General features: G+C 46.2%; 13 protein-coding genes. 12 read left to right on the top strand and 1 reads right to left on the bottom strand.

Annotated elements, in window-relative coordinates; genetic code table 11:
- The first annotated feature begins 6 nt into the window (after nucleotides 1-6).
- From OXB_RS03220 to OXB_RS03195, 6 genes are read left to right on the top strand one after another with little or no spacing between them, the layout of a single operon-like run.
- The gene (locus tag OXB_RS03220) at nucleotides 7-1,008 is read left to right on the top strand and encodes a branched-chain amino acid ABC transporter permease (RefSeq protein WP_070098188.1); all 1,002 of its coding nucleotides are present in this window, start codon (nucleotides 7-9) and stop codon (nucleotides 1,006-1,008) included.
- A complete protein-coding gene (locus OXB_RS03215; RefSeq protein WP_041071850.1) occupies nucleotides 995-1,771 on the top strand; it encodes an ABC transporter ATP-binding protein in 777 nt (258 codons plus the stop codon). The genes OXB_RS03220 and OXB_RS03215 overlap by 14 nt, the downstream gene beginning before the upstream one ends.
- Nucleotides 1,755-2,459 carry an ABC transporter ATP-binding protein gene (locus tag OXB_RS03210; RefSeq protein ID WP_041071847.1) on the top strand — a complete coding sequence of 235 codons (705 nt, stop codon included), beginning with the start codon at nucleotides 1,755-1,757 and terminating at the stop codon, nucleotides 2,457-2,459. The genes OXB_RS03215 and OXB_RS03210 overlap by 17 nt, the downstream gene beginning before the upstream one ends.
- Before the next feature lie 26 nt (nucleotides 2,460-2,485).
- On the top strand, nucleotides 2,486-3,997 hold the full coding sequence (locus OXB_RS03205; RefSeq protein WP_052483849.1) for a class I adenylate-forming enzyme family protein: 1,512 nt from the start codon (nucleotides 2,486-2,488) through the stop codon (nucleotides 3,995-3,997).
- A 12-nt stretch (nucleotides 3,998-4,009) separates the two neighbouring features.
- Nucleotides 4,010-5,164, top strand: coding sequence for an acyl-CoA dehydrogenase family protein (locus OXB_RS03200; protein ID WP_041071845.1), 1,155 nt, complete (start codon nucleotides 4,010-4,012; stop codon nucleotides 5,162-5,164).
- A gap of 42 nt (nucleotides 5,165-5,206) precedes the next feature.
- Nucleotides 5,207-6,091, top strand: coding sequence for a 3-hydroxyacyl-CoA dehydrogenase family protein (locus tag OXB_RS03195; RefSeq protein WP_041071843.1), 885 nt, complete (start codon nucleotides 5,207-5,209; stop codon nucleotides 6,089-6,091).
- 34 nt (nucleotides 6,092-6,125) lie between these two features.
- Here the strand turns inward: OXB_RS03195 and OXB_RS03190 are convergent, their stop codons facing one another.
- On the bottom strand, nucleotides 6,126-6,755 hold the full coding sequence (locus OXB_RS03190) for a TetR/AcrR family transcriptional regulator (RefSeq protein WP_052483848.1): 630 nt from the start codon (nucleotides 6,753-6,755) through the stop codon (nucleotides 6,126-6,128).
- Between the two features lie 220 nt (nucleotides 6,756-6,975).
- Between OXB_RS03190 and OXB_RS03185 the strand changes: the two genes are divergently transcribed.
- From OXB_RS03185 to OXB_RS03160, 6 genes are all read left to right on the top strand, one after another.
- On the top strand, nucleotides 6,976-8,472 hold the full coding sequence (locus OXB_RS03185) for a class I adenylate-forming enzyme family protein (RefSeq protein ID WP_041071841.1): 1,497 nt from the start codon (nucleotides 6,976-6,978) through the stop codon (nucleotides 8,470-8,472).
- A gap of 14 nt (nucleotides 8,473-8,486) precedes the next feature.
- A complete protein-coding gene (locus OXB_RS03180; protein ID WP_041071839.1) occupies nucleotides 8,487-9,662 on the top strand; it encodes a thiolase family protein in 1,176 nt (391 codons plus the stop codon).
- Between the two features lie 12 nt (nucleotides 9,663-9,674).
- Entirely contained in the window at nucleotides 9,675-10,457 is a 783-nt protein-coding gene (locus tag OXB_RS03175; RefSeq protein WP_041071837.1) for an enoyl-CoA hydratase/isomerase family protein, read from the top strand.
- Between the two features lie 898 nt (nucleotides 10,458-11,355).
- Nucleotides 11,356-11,952 carry a hypothetical protein gene (locus OXB_RS03170; RefSeq protein ID WP_052483847.1) on the top strand — a complete coding sequence of 199 codons (597 nt, stop codon included), beginning with the start codon at nucleotides 11,356-11,358 and terminating at the stop codon, nucleotides 11,950-11,952.
- Between the two features lie 88 nt (nucleotides 11,953-12,040).
- A complete protein-coding gene (locus OXB_RS17855) occupies nucleotides 12,041-14,149 on the top strand; it encodes a DUF2339 domain-containing protein (protein WP_052483846.1) in 2,109 nt (702 codons plus the stop codon).
- Nucleotides 14,150-14,336: 187 nt separating this feature from the next.
- Entirely contained in the window at nucleotides 14,337-15,413 is a 1,077-nt protein-coding gene (locus OXB_RS03160) for a tartrate dehydrogenase (RefSeq protein WP_041071835.1), read from the top strand.
- The last annotated feature ends 1 nt before the right edge of the window (nucleotide 15,414 follow it).

The following is a 15,414-nucleotide window of genomic DNA, read 5'->3' as shown; positions in this document are numbered from 1 at the left end:
TGAACAATGAAACAACTTCTTGGGAATAAAAAAGCGTGGGTCGGCCTGTTGATTTTATTTGCCCTGGCATTTCCGATGCTGGTCGGGAATTCGGGTTATTTCATGACACTCTTCGTTCTGGCCTGTGTGTATGTCATCGCGGCGATGGCTTTGAACCTGCTTGTCGGTTTCGGTGGACAGATCTCCGTCGGAAATGCAGCTTTCCTCGTAATCGGAGGATATACGGTCGCCATTTTAGCGGGGAAATATAATTTGCCGATCTGGCTATTGCTCCCACTTTCTGGAGTGGTGACAGGCGTAATCGGTTTGGTGATTGGCTTGCCGGCCGTCCGGTTGAGTGGCCACTTTTTGGCGGTAGCGACACTCGGGTTCGGGCTATCCGTTCCACAAATTGTATTGAATTGGGATACCGTGACGAATGGTTATTCGGGACTCTCGGTTACCCGGCCCGCCTTCCTCTCTTCTGACATTCAGTTTTTCTACGTCGTCGTCCTCATAACCCTCCTAATTATCTGGGTCATGAATAATATTGTGAAAAGCGGATTGGGCAGGGCGTTTGTTGCCATCCGTGACAGTGAAGTGGCTGCGCAGGCAAACGGTATCCATATCGCGTTTAATAAAACGATGATGTTTGTCATCAGCGCCTTCTTCACTGGCATCGCGGGCGGGTTATATGCGTATTGGATTGGGTTTGTCAGTCCGGATGATTTTAGCATCGTGACATCGCTGATGTTACTAGCCATGATTGTGGTCGGCGGGATGGCTTCCATTCCAGGTGCCATTATTGGTGCCGTGCTCTTTACGATTATTCCGCATTTCACGAATGCGTTCGTCGGGATTACGAATATTGTCATTGGTTTGGCGGTCGTGCTCGTGCTGTTTTTCCGTCCGAAAGGGATCGTGTCCCTCTTTGATTTTGCGAAAAAACCACATAGTAAACAAGAGCCGAGTGAGCCTGCATCGGCTTCCGCGTCTGTGAAAGGGGTGGCGAGAGATGTTAACCTTTGAAAATGTGACTGTCCAATTTGCGGGATTGACTGCTGTTGATCGTCTGTCGTTCACAGTACCGGAAGGCAGTATTTATTCCATCATCGGGCCAAACGGAGCGGGAAAAACGACCGTGTTCAACTGCATTAGCCGTTTCTACACACCTACAGGCGGCCGTATCCTTTTCAATGAAAAAGATTTATTGAAAGTGAAACCGCATGAGGTCGTACGGGAAGGCATTGCCCGAAGCTTCCAAAATGTCGAGTTGTTTTCCGAAATGACGGTGTTAGAAAACCTATTAACCGGATTGCATCCTTTGATGAAACGCAATATTTTCTCCATTTCCGTCCATTTGCCTTCTGTCCGGAAAGCGGAAAAAGAAGCGAAGGATAAGGCATATGATGTGATGGAAATGCTCGATATTACGGAACTTGCTCATGAAAAGGTATCCGATCTCCCTTTCGGTTATCAGAAGATGGTCGATATCGGCCGCGCGATAATGGCGGAACCGAAACTGCTGCTGTTGGATGAGCCGGTTGCGGGTATGAATCCTGTTGAAACGCAGCAAATCAGCGAATTGATCATCCGTCTGAAAGAGGAGATGGGATATACCGTTTTATTGATCGAGCATGATATGTCATTGGTGATGAAAGTGTCGGATTATTTGACTGTTGTCAATTTCGGTCAAAAGATTGCGGAAGGGCTGCCGAAGGAAGTGCAAAATGATCCGGTTGTCATCGAAGCCTATTTGGGGGAGGTGGAGCCTCTTGTTGAAGCTAACTGATATTCATACGTATTACGGAAAGGTGCATGCGTTGAAAGGAATTTCCATTCAAGTGGAGGAAGGATCCATAGTGTCACTAATCGGCGCAAATGGAGCTGGAAAATCGACTACACTGAAAACAATTTCCCGACTGATCCAGCCGAAACAAGGTCATTTCGAATGGAAAGGGTCTTCCTTCATTCGAAAACCTTCCAATGAAATCGTCAAACAAGGGATCATTCATTGTCCGGAAGGGCGCCGTGTGTTTCCATTGCTAACGGTTGAGGAGAACTTGAAAATCGGGGCGTATCAATCGAAAGATAAGAAAACGGATGAACGTAATCTGGAAAAAGTGTTCACGTATTTTCCGCGGCTGAAAGAGCGGCTTCAGCAAAAGGCGGGTACTTTGAGTGGTGGAGAACAACAGATGTTAGCGATTGGCCGGTCTCTGATGGGGAATCCGAAAGTATTATTGTTGGATGAACCATCCCTTGGGATTGCACCAATCATCGTCCGAGAGATTTTTGAGATTATCCAGGCAATCAATAAGGAAGGGACATCCATCCTGTTAGTGGAGCAGAATGCTCATATGGCATTGGAGATTTCCGATTACGCGTATGTATTGGAAAACGGTCGGATTGCCCTGGAAGGAAAAGCAGAAGATCTGCGGCAAAATGAGGAAATTAAACAATTATATTTGGGCAAGTAGGATTGAGTTTTTCGGGAGGTGGACGTATGATTTCGACCATTTTAAAGGAAGGATTACGAAAAAATCCTCACAAAATTGCAATATACGAGAAAGACAAAACATTCTCTTATGAAGAACTCGATCAGCAGATTGGGCAGTTGGCGGAGGGGATGAAAAAGTCTCTCCGTCTCGAACAAGGGGATGTCTTGGCCATCCAAGCTTCCAATCGGATTGAATTTGTTTGGACGTTATATGCGTGCTGGCGACTGGGCGTGGCGATAACAACGATGAATCCTGCTTTGAAGCCTGATGAAATCAAGCATCAGCTGGAAAACTCAAACGCCAAATGTTTTTTCTATGAAAACTCATGTAAAGAGAAAGCGGCGGAAGCTATGCGCAATATGGAAATCCATCCGGTTCAAGTTCTGTTGGATGGACCGGTGAATGAGGGAGAAATTCGTTTTTTATCCCTGTTTACAGGTCAAGGAATACCAGAGCAAGAGATCGATCAAGAAGCGGTCGCACTCATTATTTATACGTCTGGAACGACAGGTAAGCCGAAAGGGGTTTTATTGACCCATCGGAATGTTGTGAGCATGATCCACGGTGTGATCGAGAGCCTTCATTTACAGGAGAGTGACCGTTCGTATTTAATTTTGCCGTTATTCCATGTCAATTCCATTCATTTTACACTAAGCGCGCCTATCTATCTTGGGGCAAGTGTGGTGCTGACAAACCGTTTCGATCCGAATGAGTTTTTACGAAATGTCGAACAGTTCAAGCCTACTTATACAGTAGGTGTGCCGACTGTTTATAAACTACTCGCTGATTTTCCTGCCGAAGAGATCCAGAAATATGATCTAAGCCCATTGAAATTCGGCTTATGTGGTGGAGCTCCCCTTACAGAAAGTGAATTTCATAGATTTCAACAAAACTATCCATTTCAATTTTTGGAAGCTTGGGGATTGTCAGAAGCGGCGGCTTGTTCGACATCCAATCCTTTACATGGCACGCAAAAGATCGGCTCTATTGGCATCCCGCTTCCGGGCCAACAAGTGAAAGTTGTAGATGAACAAGGAGGGGAAGTCCCTCGGGGCGAGCGGGGAGAATTGATTGTCAAGGGAGATGTCGTCATGGCGGGTTATTTGAATAACCCGAAGGCGACGGAGGAAGCGTTGCGGGATGGCTGGCTATACACCGGGGATATTGGGTATGAAGACGAAGACGGCTATTTCTATCTCGTCGGAAGAAAAAAGGATGTCATTATTCGGGGCGGCATTAATATTTATCCGAAGCAGATCGAGGAAGTTCTTTATGAAATTTCTTCTATTAAAGAGGCGGCAGTCGTCGGGATTCCTGATGAAAAATACGGGGAAGAAGTGGTCGCTTATGTCAGTGTTCACGAAAGTGATCAGTTGAGCGAAGAGGCTATTATTACGTACTGCAAAGAAAAAATGGCGAATTATAAATGCCCTGTGAAAATATACTTTTTAGATGCTTTGCCGAAAAACTCGGTTGGTAAAATCGTGAAACACGAACTAGGCAAAATTACTGTGTAAGGGGTTGGGGAAATGGCGGTAAAAGAGAAAGAAGTCCAAGAGGAATTAGATATATTTTCTAGTACAATACGAGGATTTGCGCAGGAGAAAATCGCTCCTGTGGCAGCATCCATTGATGAAAATCATCAAGTCCCTTCTGGTTTGATGGAAGAGATGAAGGAAATGGGGATGTTCGGCGTTCCCTTTCCGGAAGAATACGGAGGCAGCGGATTCGGGTGGCGGGCGTATTACATGATGGTGGAGGAGCTTGCGAAAATCGAAGGCTCGATTCCGGCGATTATCGGAGCACACACAACGATTGCATCGAATACGATTTATGTCGCAGGAACAGACGAACAGAAAAGGAAGTATTTAACGCCGCTTGCTCAAGGGGAGTATTTGGGCGCCTTCGCTTTGACGGAGCCGGGAGCTGGATCAGATGCGGCGGGAATTCGGACTATGGCGAAGAAGGATGGAGACGATTGGATCATTAATGGAAGCAAGTGCTTTATTACAAATGCGCCTTCCGCAGACGTTTTCGTCGTGTTTGCCAAAACGGATATGGAAAAAGGAGCCCGCGGCGGAATCACTGCTTTTATCGTCGAAAAAGGGGCGGAGGGTTTATCCATCGGGAAAGTGGAGAAAAAGTTGGGAATCCGGGGCTCGGAAACAAGTGATGTCATCTTGGATAATGTCCGTGTACCTTCCTCTCAAGTTCTCGGTGAGGTGGGAGAGGCCTTCAAGTATGCGATGAGAGTCATGCAGAATGGGCGGTTGTCAATTGCGGCTCAATCGCTTGGCTTGGCTAAAGGGGCTTTTGAAATGGCGGTAGAGTATGCCAAAGAGAGACAGCAGTTTGGAAAATCGATTGCGAGCTTCCAGTCGATCCAGAACAAAATTGCCGAAATGAAAATGGAGATTTTCGCTATCGAATCCATGTTGGAAAGCGCCATCCGGCTGATGGAAGAAGAGAAACCATTTAACTTGGAAGGGTCCATCGTGAAAGCCTATGCTTCGGAAAAAGCGGATGCAATTATCAATGAATCGCTTCAAGTATTTGGCGGTTACGGCTATACGATGGATTTCCCAATCGAAAGAATGCTTCGTGATTCACGGATCAATCGTATTTATGAAGGAACGAGCGAGATTCAGCGAGTGGTTATTGCGAAGGAAGTCTTTCGTGGATGAACGAATAAGCATCAAGATAAATTCACAATTTCGGAGGTTCGTATGAAAAAGATCAAAGAAATCACCCAGGTCGCCGTGGTAGGCGCAGGTGCGATGGGGAGCGGCATCGCCCAAGTATGTATTCAATCTGGCTACTCTGTCGTCTTGTATGATGTCAATGAGAGTCAGCTAAAACTAGCGGCTTCCAATGTATTGAACCGAATAAAAAAGTGGGCCGAAAAGAGAAATAGGCAAGAGGAGCTCCAACTTTTAGAAGGACGTCTGATAATTGGGGGACGATTGGAAGATATCGAGAGTGCGGAAATTGTAATTGAGGCGATTGCAGAACAGTTAGATGTAAAACAATCCTTATTTAACCGATTGGAAGACATTGTTTCTTCTGATACGATACTGGCTTCCAATACTTCAGGTATTTCAATAACAGATATTGCGCTCGGCTGTAAGAACAAGGAACGAGTGGTTGGCACACATTTTTTTAATCCGGCGCCTATTATGCCTGTCGTGGAATTAATACAAGGAAAACATTCTTCAGAGGAAACTATTAAAACGGCAACAAGTTTTATTGAAAGCCTGGAAAAGAACGTAGTGCTGGCAAAAGATGTCCCTGGCTTTATCGTCAATCGCATCATCACGCCTATGTTGAATGAAGCGATGCTTTCTTATGAACAAGGGATTTCAACGAAAGAGGATATTGATACAGCATTGAAGAAGGCGATGGGACATCCGATGGGGCCGCTGGAGTTATCCGATTATATCGGCTTGGATACGCTGCTGTACTTTATGGAGCATGTCTATGCCGAAACTGGAAACGAAGCGTATAGACCGGGAGAGTTTCTCAAGGAACTAGTGAGGAAAGGGCATCTAGGCTTGAAAACGGGAAAAGGTTTTTATGAATATGAAGAAGCAAGTGCAAAAATAACAGGCTGACCAAAAGAAGCGGCGTGTTTGCCGCTTCTTTTGGTCAATTTTTTCTGGGAGATGCAAGCCATTGTTCTCTTTCGTTGTTGGAAAAGTTATAGATGGATTGCAAGAGCATTTTATAGGCATCCTCCACTTTGCGCATTAATGAATATTTATGTTCCGATAGAACCCAAGCTGTTACGAATTCATCCAATGTGCCGAAGATAAGTATTTGTAAGGAAGAGGTCGATACATCCGTTCGGAATAAACCTTCTTCTTGTCCTTTTTCTATAATTTTCCTCAGTAATTGGAAATAGCGTTTTGTTCCTTTTTTGACAACGCTTCTTGATGATTCGGTAGGTTGCCGTGATTCGATCTGAACCACTTTTGCCATGTCATAGTCTTCTCCAAAAAAGTCAAAATGATTGCGGATTAATTCATACAGCATAATCCGTGGATCTTGAAGCGGTTCGATTAAGCTCTCAGATTTCGGAACATGACGATGATAAATGGCCGTGTCGAATAATTGGATCAAAATATCTTCTTTGTTTTTAAAATATAAATAAACAGTGCCGTCACCAATATCAGCTTCCTTAGCTATTTTTGAGATGGAGGCACCATGATAGCCTTCTTGGGCAAATACTTTCTTGGCAGCTTCCAAGATACTATAATACTTGTCATTTTTTTTCATAAGCTCTCACTCCAATTTATTTAATTGAGGACAAATTCACTTGAGGATATAAAAGTAGCTAGAATTAAATAATATTTTGACAATTTAATCGATTTGAAATAGAATTATGAATATAAATTCATTTATTGAACATTGTAAAACAAAGGTATAAACTAGTCAAATTAGTTTTAAGAGGAAATTTTTGAACTGGTATTCATTTAAATTGATTGGAGGAATCATAATGAATGTAATGAATGAGATTACGAGGTTTTCCATTTCTACTCCCAACAAAATTGCTTTAAAAAATCTGCATTCTACAATTACATATGAAGAATTGGAAAAGAAGATCAATCAGACAGCGAACGCATTTTTGTCATTCGGTGTCGAAAAAGGTGAACGCATCCTCATTCAAGTAGGTAACCGATTTGAATTCATCTATTGTTATTACGCCGCCATGAAAATCGGAGCCATCATCGTGCCAATCAATCCTCTCTATACTCCCAATGAAATGAGCTTTATAGTGGAGGATTGCCAGCCGGTCGTCTATGTTTGTGAGCAATCGGCGAAAAACAATATCGAAACAGTAAACAAGCATTCAGAAAATGTAAAAAAGATAGTCGTGCTCGATGATGAATCGGAAGAATTGAATTTTGGAAGATATATGACCGAACAATCCGGGGAATACGAGGCGAATATTGAAGATAATGCTGTCTGTCAAATCCTCTATACGTCTGGAACGACAGGTCATCCGAAAGGGGCAATGTTAACGCATGATGGACTTGCCGGAAATGCTAAGACCTATAGTGAGCATTTAAAGTGTACGTCCGATGATATTGGATTGATTGTCGCGCCTCTTTATCATGCAGCAGCACAAACGAACTGCTTAAATACGATGATCCTATCGAATGCAGGTTGCTACATCATGGAGAAATTCGTCCCGAAAGTTGTATTGGACACGATGGAAAAGGAGCAAATTACGTATTTTTTTGGTCCACCGACCATGTATGCGATGCTGTTAAATGACCCAAATATCGAGAACTATCAATTCAATTTACGGATTGCTTTCACGGGTGCGGCGTCCATGCCTGTGTCGGTCCACAAACGATGGAAGGAATTATTCGGGTTTGACATCTTGGAAGGCTATGGCTTGACCGAATGTTCGCCTGTCGTTAGCAATCACGGTCCAGATGGTCCGATTAAACATGGATCAATCGGTCCTGCGATTGAAGGGGTATCGGTCAAAATTTTTGATGAAAATGATCAAGAAGTGCCTGTGGGTGAAATTGGGGAAGTCGTTGTCCAAGGGCCGAATGTCATGAAAGGGTATTGGAATAGGCCGGAAGCTACAAAAGAAGCATTGCGTGGAGGGTGGTTCCATACGGGTGACGTTGGTTATCAAGACGAGGATGGGTATTTTTATATCGTTGATCGGAAAAAAGATATGATCAACCAAGGCGGTTTGAAAATCTATCCACGGGAAATCGAGGAAGTCCTCTATCAGTACGGCAGTTTTCTTGAAGTGGGCGTGGTCGGAGAACCGGATGCGATTAAAGGGGAACAAGTTGTTGCCTATGTAACATTGAAGGATTCCAAAGGTTCGGTTGATTTTGAGGATGTTGAAAAGTTTTGTAGAAAGAATTTAGCTCCTTATAAAATCCCGAAGAAATATTACGTTCTTGATGAAATGCCGAAAACACTGAGTGGAAAAATATTAAAGACGCAACTGGTGAAAGCCTGAAGGGGGTTAGAACAATGAAAGAAGTAGTCATTGTCAGTGCCAAACGAACAGCGATCGGCACGTTTAATGGGATGTACGAAAATGTCTCGACCAAAGAATTGGCCAAAACGGTAATGAAAGCAGTAGTCGAAGAAAGCAACGTGCCACCTGAAGCAATTGACGAAATCATTGTCGGAAATGTAGATCAATCCTCCGCATTCTCGAATGTCGGTCGAATTGCCTCTTTGGAATTGGGGTTCCCTGAAAAGATTTCGGCCCATACAGTTGGACAAAACTGTGCTTCCGGCATGCAAGCCTTGGTAAATGGCATCCAGGCGATCAAATCGGGAGATGCGGAAACAATTCTCGTCGTTGGTACAGAAAATATGAGCCAAATCCCGCATTTATTAAAAGGGACCCGGTCTGGCTATCGGCTAGGTCACCATCAAGTAACCGATAAGATTGTGGAAATGCTCCATGACCCGTTTGTCGATATGACGATGGGGGAAACGGCGGAAGTGGTGGCGGAAGAACACGGCATTACACGGGAAGAGCAAGACGCCTTTGCACTTCGTAGTCACGAGCGGGCATTGCAAGCGCAGCGGGACGGCATTTTTGCAAAAGAAATTGTTCCTGTTACTGCGACAAAGCGAAAAGAAACTGTGACGTTGGAAGAAGACCAAGGGCCAAATGAACGAACATCCCTTGAAGTGCTTTCCTCTTTGCGGACGGCTTTCAAAAAGGACGGAACGATCACTGCTGGCAATGCGTGCGGACTAAATGACGGAGCCGCGGCTATGCTGATCATGTCCAGGGAAAAAGCAGATGAACTTGGGGTCAAGCCGATTGCCCGGATTGTGGCGAACGCTTCAGTCGGGGTTGATCCGAAACGGATGGGCTTGGGACCAGCTTATGCCGTGCCGAAAGTTTTGGAAAAGGCAGGCTTAACGATGGAAGACATTGACCTCGTCGAACTGAATGAGGCGTTTGCTGCACAAGCGCTTGCTTGTGTGAAGCAGTTGGAGCTTGATCTGGAAAAAGTGAATCCTTTCGGTGGGGCCATCGCGTTGGGGCATCCCGTCGGAGCGACCGGCCTGCGTCTGATCGTCACTTTACTGAACGGTTTGGAACACTTTGAAAAAAAACGCGGTATCGCCACGTTGTGTGTCGGGGGTGGCATCGGCGGCGCGGTCATCGTTGAGAGAGTATAGGGGGAGAATTTAATGAAAACAATTGATATTGTAGACATCGAAATCAAGAATGAAGTGGCCATCCTGACAATTGAAAATCCGCCGGTCAATACGATCAGCAATCCGACGATGGCATCGTTAAATCTGGCGCTCGATCAGGTGGAAAAAGCGGATGATGTCAAAGTGGTCTTATTACGCGGCGCCAATGGCCATTTTATGGCGGGAGCGGAACTAAAGGAATTTCACGAAATCGAGACAAAAGCTGAAGCGAGTCGCGTATCGTATATAGGGCATCATTTGATGAACCGCATTGAGTTTTTCAAAAAGCCGGTTATCGCGCTAATCGAGGGAGCTTGTCTGGGCGGAGGCTTGGAACTGGCATTAGCTTGTCATATGCGGATCGGTAGTTCCAACAGCCAATACGGATTCCCGGAAATCACGCTGGGTATCATTCCAGGAGCAGGCGGTACCCAACGGCTGCCCAAACTCATCGGAATCGGAAAAGCACGGTATTATATATTATCAGGGGAGCGGATCCGCGCTGAACAAGCGGAAGCATTAGGCATCATTGACCGGGTCGTCGAAGTGGAAGAGCTGCTCGGAGCAGGAATGCAATGGGCGGAAGCTATTGCGAAAAATAGCCGCATCGCCATCCACCACGCCATGGACGCTATGAACACCGGACTGTTCGGCACCCACTTCGAAGGCTATAATCGCGAAGCTGAGCGCTTCGGCGAATGCTTCGAAACGGAAGATAAGAAAGAGGGCGTCGCGGCATTTTTGGAGAAGAGAGAGCCGAAGTTTCGGAATTGCTGAAGTAAAGGAGCGTCAGGTATCCAAAGCCTGGCGCTTTTCTTATCTTCAATCACTCCTCATCCTGATAAAGCTCAAACCAATTCCTTCCACACGGTTTTTAAACATCCCGACATAATAGCCCTGGCGTAAAGCGGCGGTTTTTTGTTTGATGACTCGGAGAGTGAAAAGTAGTGCCAGATAGCCAAGGGTCTCGTCAAGCCCCTCGAATTATGGGAAGGACCAGATCGCCTAGCAACTCAAACTACTATTGACTCCATATAATTGGCTGACTATTTTTAGTTTCTATTTCCGTACTTGTCAAAAATAGCAGCTTTAAAGTTCTGATAAAACGTCACTGGTCGTTTTCTACCCATCTTATCCACGTTACCCACATTACCCACAAACCCTTAATTTTTCTTTCGGCAATACATATTGTGTAATAATTCTTGGTTTTTTACTTAAAGAATAATCGATACCGTTCTTTGAAAATGAACCTTCATAGCTCATGCTGCATAGCTTTTCTGCCTCCAGCCAATCTATTCATATAGGGGATTTCATCATAGTAAAAAATAATAAGATTGTTGGCTAGCTTTGGGTATACTATGTGTTGTGGGTAACTTGTGGATAAACTGTGGACAAGACCGTCCAAAATCCTGTCGCATTTTTTAATTTCTTGGAAGTTGATTTCGCCTTTCACACGCAGCGCCGGGTATTCCCAACTCTCGCATCTGCAATTTGGAAGAAATTTATTTAAAATGAAACGTTTCCCGGTTAGAAACGTTTAGTTAGATAGAGTCGAAATCATGTCGTGCATGCCGTCTACGTCTGGAGTCCGAATCCATTTCCAACTACAGTCGGTTCCGATGGATGGTCGAACCGAGCATACTGGAAATTAAGAGATTGGCAGAGGGTGGACGTTATGGAAAAGACGATTTATATTGTGCTCACTGATACAGGGACGTTGTTGTCTAGGGGAATTGCTTTGTATACGAAGGAGAGATTGAATCATGTGTCGGTCGCGTTCGATGCGGAACTGCGCGATATGTATAGCTTCGGGCGGAAGCGGCGTTATAACCCGTTCGTCGGAGGATTTGTGAAGGAGAACGCAGTTTCCGGCATTTTCGGACGGGCGGATTGTGCGGTTTATAGCTGTACGGTGACTCCGAAACAATTTGAAGAGATTCGGGGTGCAATTGGCCGGTTCGAAAAAAATTCGAATCAGTATCGCTATAATTTTATCGGCTTATTTGCTGTAGCCCTGAAAAAAGAAATTCAGCGAGAGAACGCATTTTTCTGTTCCCAATTTGTCGCCACTATTATGAACGAAGGCGGTGTCCCGTTGTTTTCATGGGAACCGCATTTCGTGCAACCCCGGCATTTTGCCCGGTTGCCTCGCTTGCGGAAGAAGTACGAAGGGGAATTGCGGACCTATCTGCAGCGAATGAGAGGGAACGAAGAGCGTCAGCCGTTGCCAAACGGCCTGTGGAGAGGGTTGGCGCTCCGGCTGCTGGCGTGAAAGAGCGGTTGTCCAGGGAGACAGTTGCTCTTTTTATAATCGTTTTGGAATATTATGTTACAATCTTATGAAAAAAGGGGGGAATGCCATGCAGGACGACATGCAATCGGTAGTGGAGCGGGTAGCCCATTTGGAAGCGGAAGTGGCATCGCTTAAGCAGGAGCTGGCGGGCCTTCGTTCGCAAGCATCCTTGGCTCCCGCACGACCGGCAACCCCATCGCAGCCGGCAGAAATTCCGAAGCCCATCCCGAAAACCGGCTTCCGGACGATTCGTCCGAAGGAGCCCGCAGAACCGGATCAGCCAAGGCGCCCGAAGCCCGAACCCAAGCCAAAGCCGGAATTCAATTTGGAACAGGCGCTTGGCATCTGGCTGCCGCGAGTGTTCATGTTCATCCTGCTGCTCGGCCTGCTATGGGGATTGAAAGTAGGCATGGACTACGGGGTCATCACCAATCCGGTGCGCATAGCGCTCGGGTATGGCGGTACGGTCCTTCTCTATTACTTAGGGATGCGGTTCATCCGGAACGGGAAAACAGGGTTTGGTTTAACGCTGCTCGGCGGCTTTCTGGCGCTTGGCATCTTGACGACGTTTGCGGCACATCATCTCTATGGCTATTTCTCGTTCGCCGTCGCGTTCGTTGTCGGCGTCGCCTATATTGCTGCGGGTTTGTGGATGTCGCAGAAGATGCGTTCTGAGACTTTAACAATCTTTTCCGCGCTCGCTGGGTTCCTGTTGCCGTTCCTGCTGGAGGGGGAAGGTGCGACCGCCGTCCAATTTTGTTTGTATATCTTGTTGCTGTTCCTGTCATTGTTCTACGTTTCGCTGAGTCAGAAGCATAAGTATACCTTTTATGTGACTTTCCTGTTGTTCCATTTGACGCTGTTGATTTATGGCATCCTGGATGGGACATATGGAGATGAAACGATTCTCGTCGGTACGGTCATGATTCAACATTTGGCTCTCCTATCCTTTTATGTCCGTGGTAGAGTTTCCCGGCATGTCTTTACCGAAGCGCTTCTTTATACGAATTTCGTCTTTTCCATCGGCTGGATCAAACTGCTGCCTCACACCGAGGAAGTGGCGGTCTATGGATTGCTGGCATTGCTGTATATCGTTCTGGCCGGCATGATGTTCCGTAAACAAGACGATTTGCTGCAAGGGGTATTGTCCGCTGTCGCGGTCTTCGCGGTGAGCGTGTTCATCCTGTCATTCCGCATGGAGCAATACCCGGTGCGCCTGATGCTGCTCTTGGTGAACGGTGCAATTGGTATCTGGGTCGGATTGCGGTTCCGTACGTTGCGCACGGTGGTGACAGGATCGCTCGTGTACGGCTGGGTCGCGCTGACCATTTTGGGGATGCTGCCATTGCAGGAATTCATTTCACTGGAGCATGGCGTTTGGCTAGTTTTCCTTGGCTCGCTGCTTTGGATCTATCATTCGTTGTACCGGTTTCCGCCCGCTAGGTTGGACGGGAAGCTAATTTTGTTGGACCGGAGTTTGATCTTTGGCCAACTGGTCTTCCTGTTCTATCTCTATCAACTTGTGCACTTGTGGACCATCCAGTCGTCGCTCTCCCATGCGACGGCAACACATGTCCAGTACCTTGTGTTCATCGGCGTGTTTTTAGTGATGTCCGGGTTCCATAAGTGGAAGCATGGGCTTTACCTGACCCATGCCGCGGTGTTCGGATTTTTACTGATCGGCCTTTTCCTTCTGCCGATGGGGCTGGCGTATTCATTTGAGGATGGCGGGTTTTTATTCAACCTGGTGGTACAAATCTTGTTCGTTGTTCTTCTGACAGCGATGATCCGGGCGATTCTGACGGATACCTTCTATGTGAAACGGGAAGCTTTGAGACTGAAGGCCTCCGGTTTGGCGGTCGTCATGCAGATCCTCTATTTCCTGTTTTTGAATAAATGGTATTTCGCCTGGGTGGATCGGTATAGCTGGGACTCGGAGTTTGTCCTGCTGGTTCATACGTTCCTGTTATTCGCCTTTGCCTTCCTATCCGTGAGCATCGGGCGGAAGCTGGATTGGCGGCAAGTGAAAGTGCTTGGCGTCGTTTTGATCGGGCTTTGTATCTTGAAGCTGTTTTTCGTTGATCTGGCGGCTATATCCATCATGATCCGCGCCATTCTGTTCATCGTCGTGGGAATTGTCGGGCTTGTCTATTCCCGGACGTTGTTGAAGGAATAGGGGAATGGAAAATAGGGAGATTAAAGGACTAGTAAAGTTGACTGAAAAAGCACCTTGAACATCAGGTGCTTTTTTGGTTTTCACCCATTTTATGTAATTAATTTAATAATTCTAATACATACGAAAATATGATATAGTTAGTTAGAAATTTTGAGTTTGGTATTTTTGTTTGAAGGGAGATTTACCTATGACAAGCTTCGATATTGCGGTCATCGCAGGTGACGGCATCGGAATAGAAGTGATGGAGGAAACATTGCGAGTCCTGGCGGTTCTGGAAGAATATGAAACTGACTTCTCTCTGAATTTAGAGAAATTACCGTGGAGTACCGAATATTATTTGGAAACCGGCCGTATGATGCCAGAAAACGGGTTGGCAATCCTAAAAGAGTTCGATGCGATTCTTTTCGGAGCAATCGGGGATGCCCGGCTACCCGATGATCTTACCATTTGGGAGCTGATCATGCCGATTCGGAAACAGTTCCAGCAATATGTCAATTTCCGCCCGGTCAAAACGTTGCCGGGCATCCAATCGCCGCTTGGCAACGGGGAGGACATCGACTTCGTCATCTTCCGTGAAAATGCGGAAGGGGAATATTCGACGAGCGGTGGTATCATGTTCGATGGACAGGCAGAGGAGATGGCTGTCCAAAACGTCATAATGACCCGTAGCGGTGTTGAAAAAATTACGAGGGCTGCTTGTGAATATGCGAAAAAACACAATCGCAAGAAAATCACCAACGCGACAAAGTCCAACGTTATCATCCATTCGATGAAAATGTGGGACAAGTATCTCAAGAAGGTCATCGAAGAAGAGTATCCGGAGCTAGAGGTCGAGTCCAATTATATCGATGCACTCGTCGCATATTTCGTGCAGCGTCCGCAGTCATTCGAAGTGGTCGTCGCTTCGAACCTGTTCGGCGACATCCTGTCCGATCTAGGCTCAGGGCTTGTCGGTGGACTCGGGTTGTCGCCATCTGCAAACATCAACCCGGAAAAGGAGTTCCCGTCGATGTTCGAGGCGGTTCACGGCTCTGCTCCGGATATAGCTGGAAAGGGGATTGCCAACCCGATTGCGCAAATTTGGTCTGGAGCTTTAATGTTGGAGCATTTGGGTCGATTGGATCTTGCAGACCGCGTCACGAATGCAATTGAGGATGTGCTTCGCGATGGTAAAGTAAGAACGGCGGACATTGGCGGAAGTGCTACAACAACCGAGATGGGTACCGCCATCATCGAGAAAATCAGAGAGCAATATGAGGGGTGAA

It is taken from the genome of Bacillus sp. OxB-1 (assembly GCF_000829195.1).
Classification (GTDB): Bacteria; Bacillota; Bacilli; order Bacillales_A; family Planococcaceae; genus Sporosarcina.
Note: the sequence above shows the minus strand (reverse complement) of the source record. Positions and strands in the feature narration are given on the sequence as shown.

Coding starts and splice junctions, on each gene's coding strand:
- OXB_RS03205 (WP_052483849.1), top strand. CDS start 2,486: ATGATTTCGACCATTTTAAAGGAAGGATTACGAAAAAATCCTCACAAA.
- OXB_RS03170 (WP_052483847.1), top strand. CDS start 11,356: ATGGAAAAGACGATTTATATTGTGCTCACTGATACAGGGACGTTGTTG.
- OXB_RS03215 (WP_041071850.1), top strand. CDS start 995: ATGTTAACCTTTGAAAATGTGACTGTCCAATTTGCGGGATTGACTGCT.
- OXB_RS03190 (WP_052483848.1), bottom strand. CDS start 6,755: ATGAAAAAAAATGACAAGTATTATAGTATCTTGGAAGCTGCCAAGAAA.
- OXB_RS03160 (WP_041071835.1), top strand. CDS start 14,337: ATGACAAGCTTCGATATTGCGGTCATCGCAGGTGACGGCATCGGAATA.
- OXB_RS03185 (WP_041071841.1), top strand. CDS start 6,976: ATGAATGTAATGAATGAGATTACGAGGTTTTCCATTTCTACTCCCAAC.
- OXB_RS17855 (WP_052483846.1), top strand. CDS start 12,041: ATGCAGGACGACATGCAATCGGTAGTGGAGCGGGTAGCCCATTTGGAA.
- OXB_RS03175 (WP_041071837.1), top strand. CDS start 9,675: ATGAAAACAATTGATATTGTAGACATCGAAATCAAGAATGAAGTGGCC.
- OXB_RS03200 (WP_041071845.1), top strand. CDS start 4,010: ATGGCGGTAAAAGAGAAAGAAGTCCAAGAGGAATTAGATATATTTTCT.
- OXB_RS03195 (WP_041071843.1), top strand. CDS start 5,207: ATGAAAAAGATCAAAGAAATCACCCAGGTCGCCGTGGTAGGCGCAGGT.
- OXB_RS03220 (WP_070098188.1), top strand. CDS start 7: ATGAAACAACTTCTTGGGAATAAAAAAGCGTGGGTCGGCCTGTTGATT.
- OXB_RS03180 (WP_041071839.1), top strand. CDS start 8,487: ATGAAAGAAGTAGTCATTGTCAGTGCCAAACGAACAGCGATCGGCACG.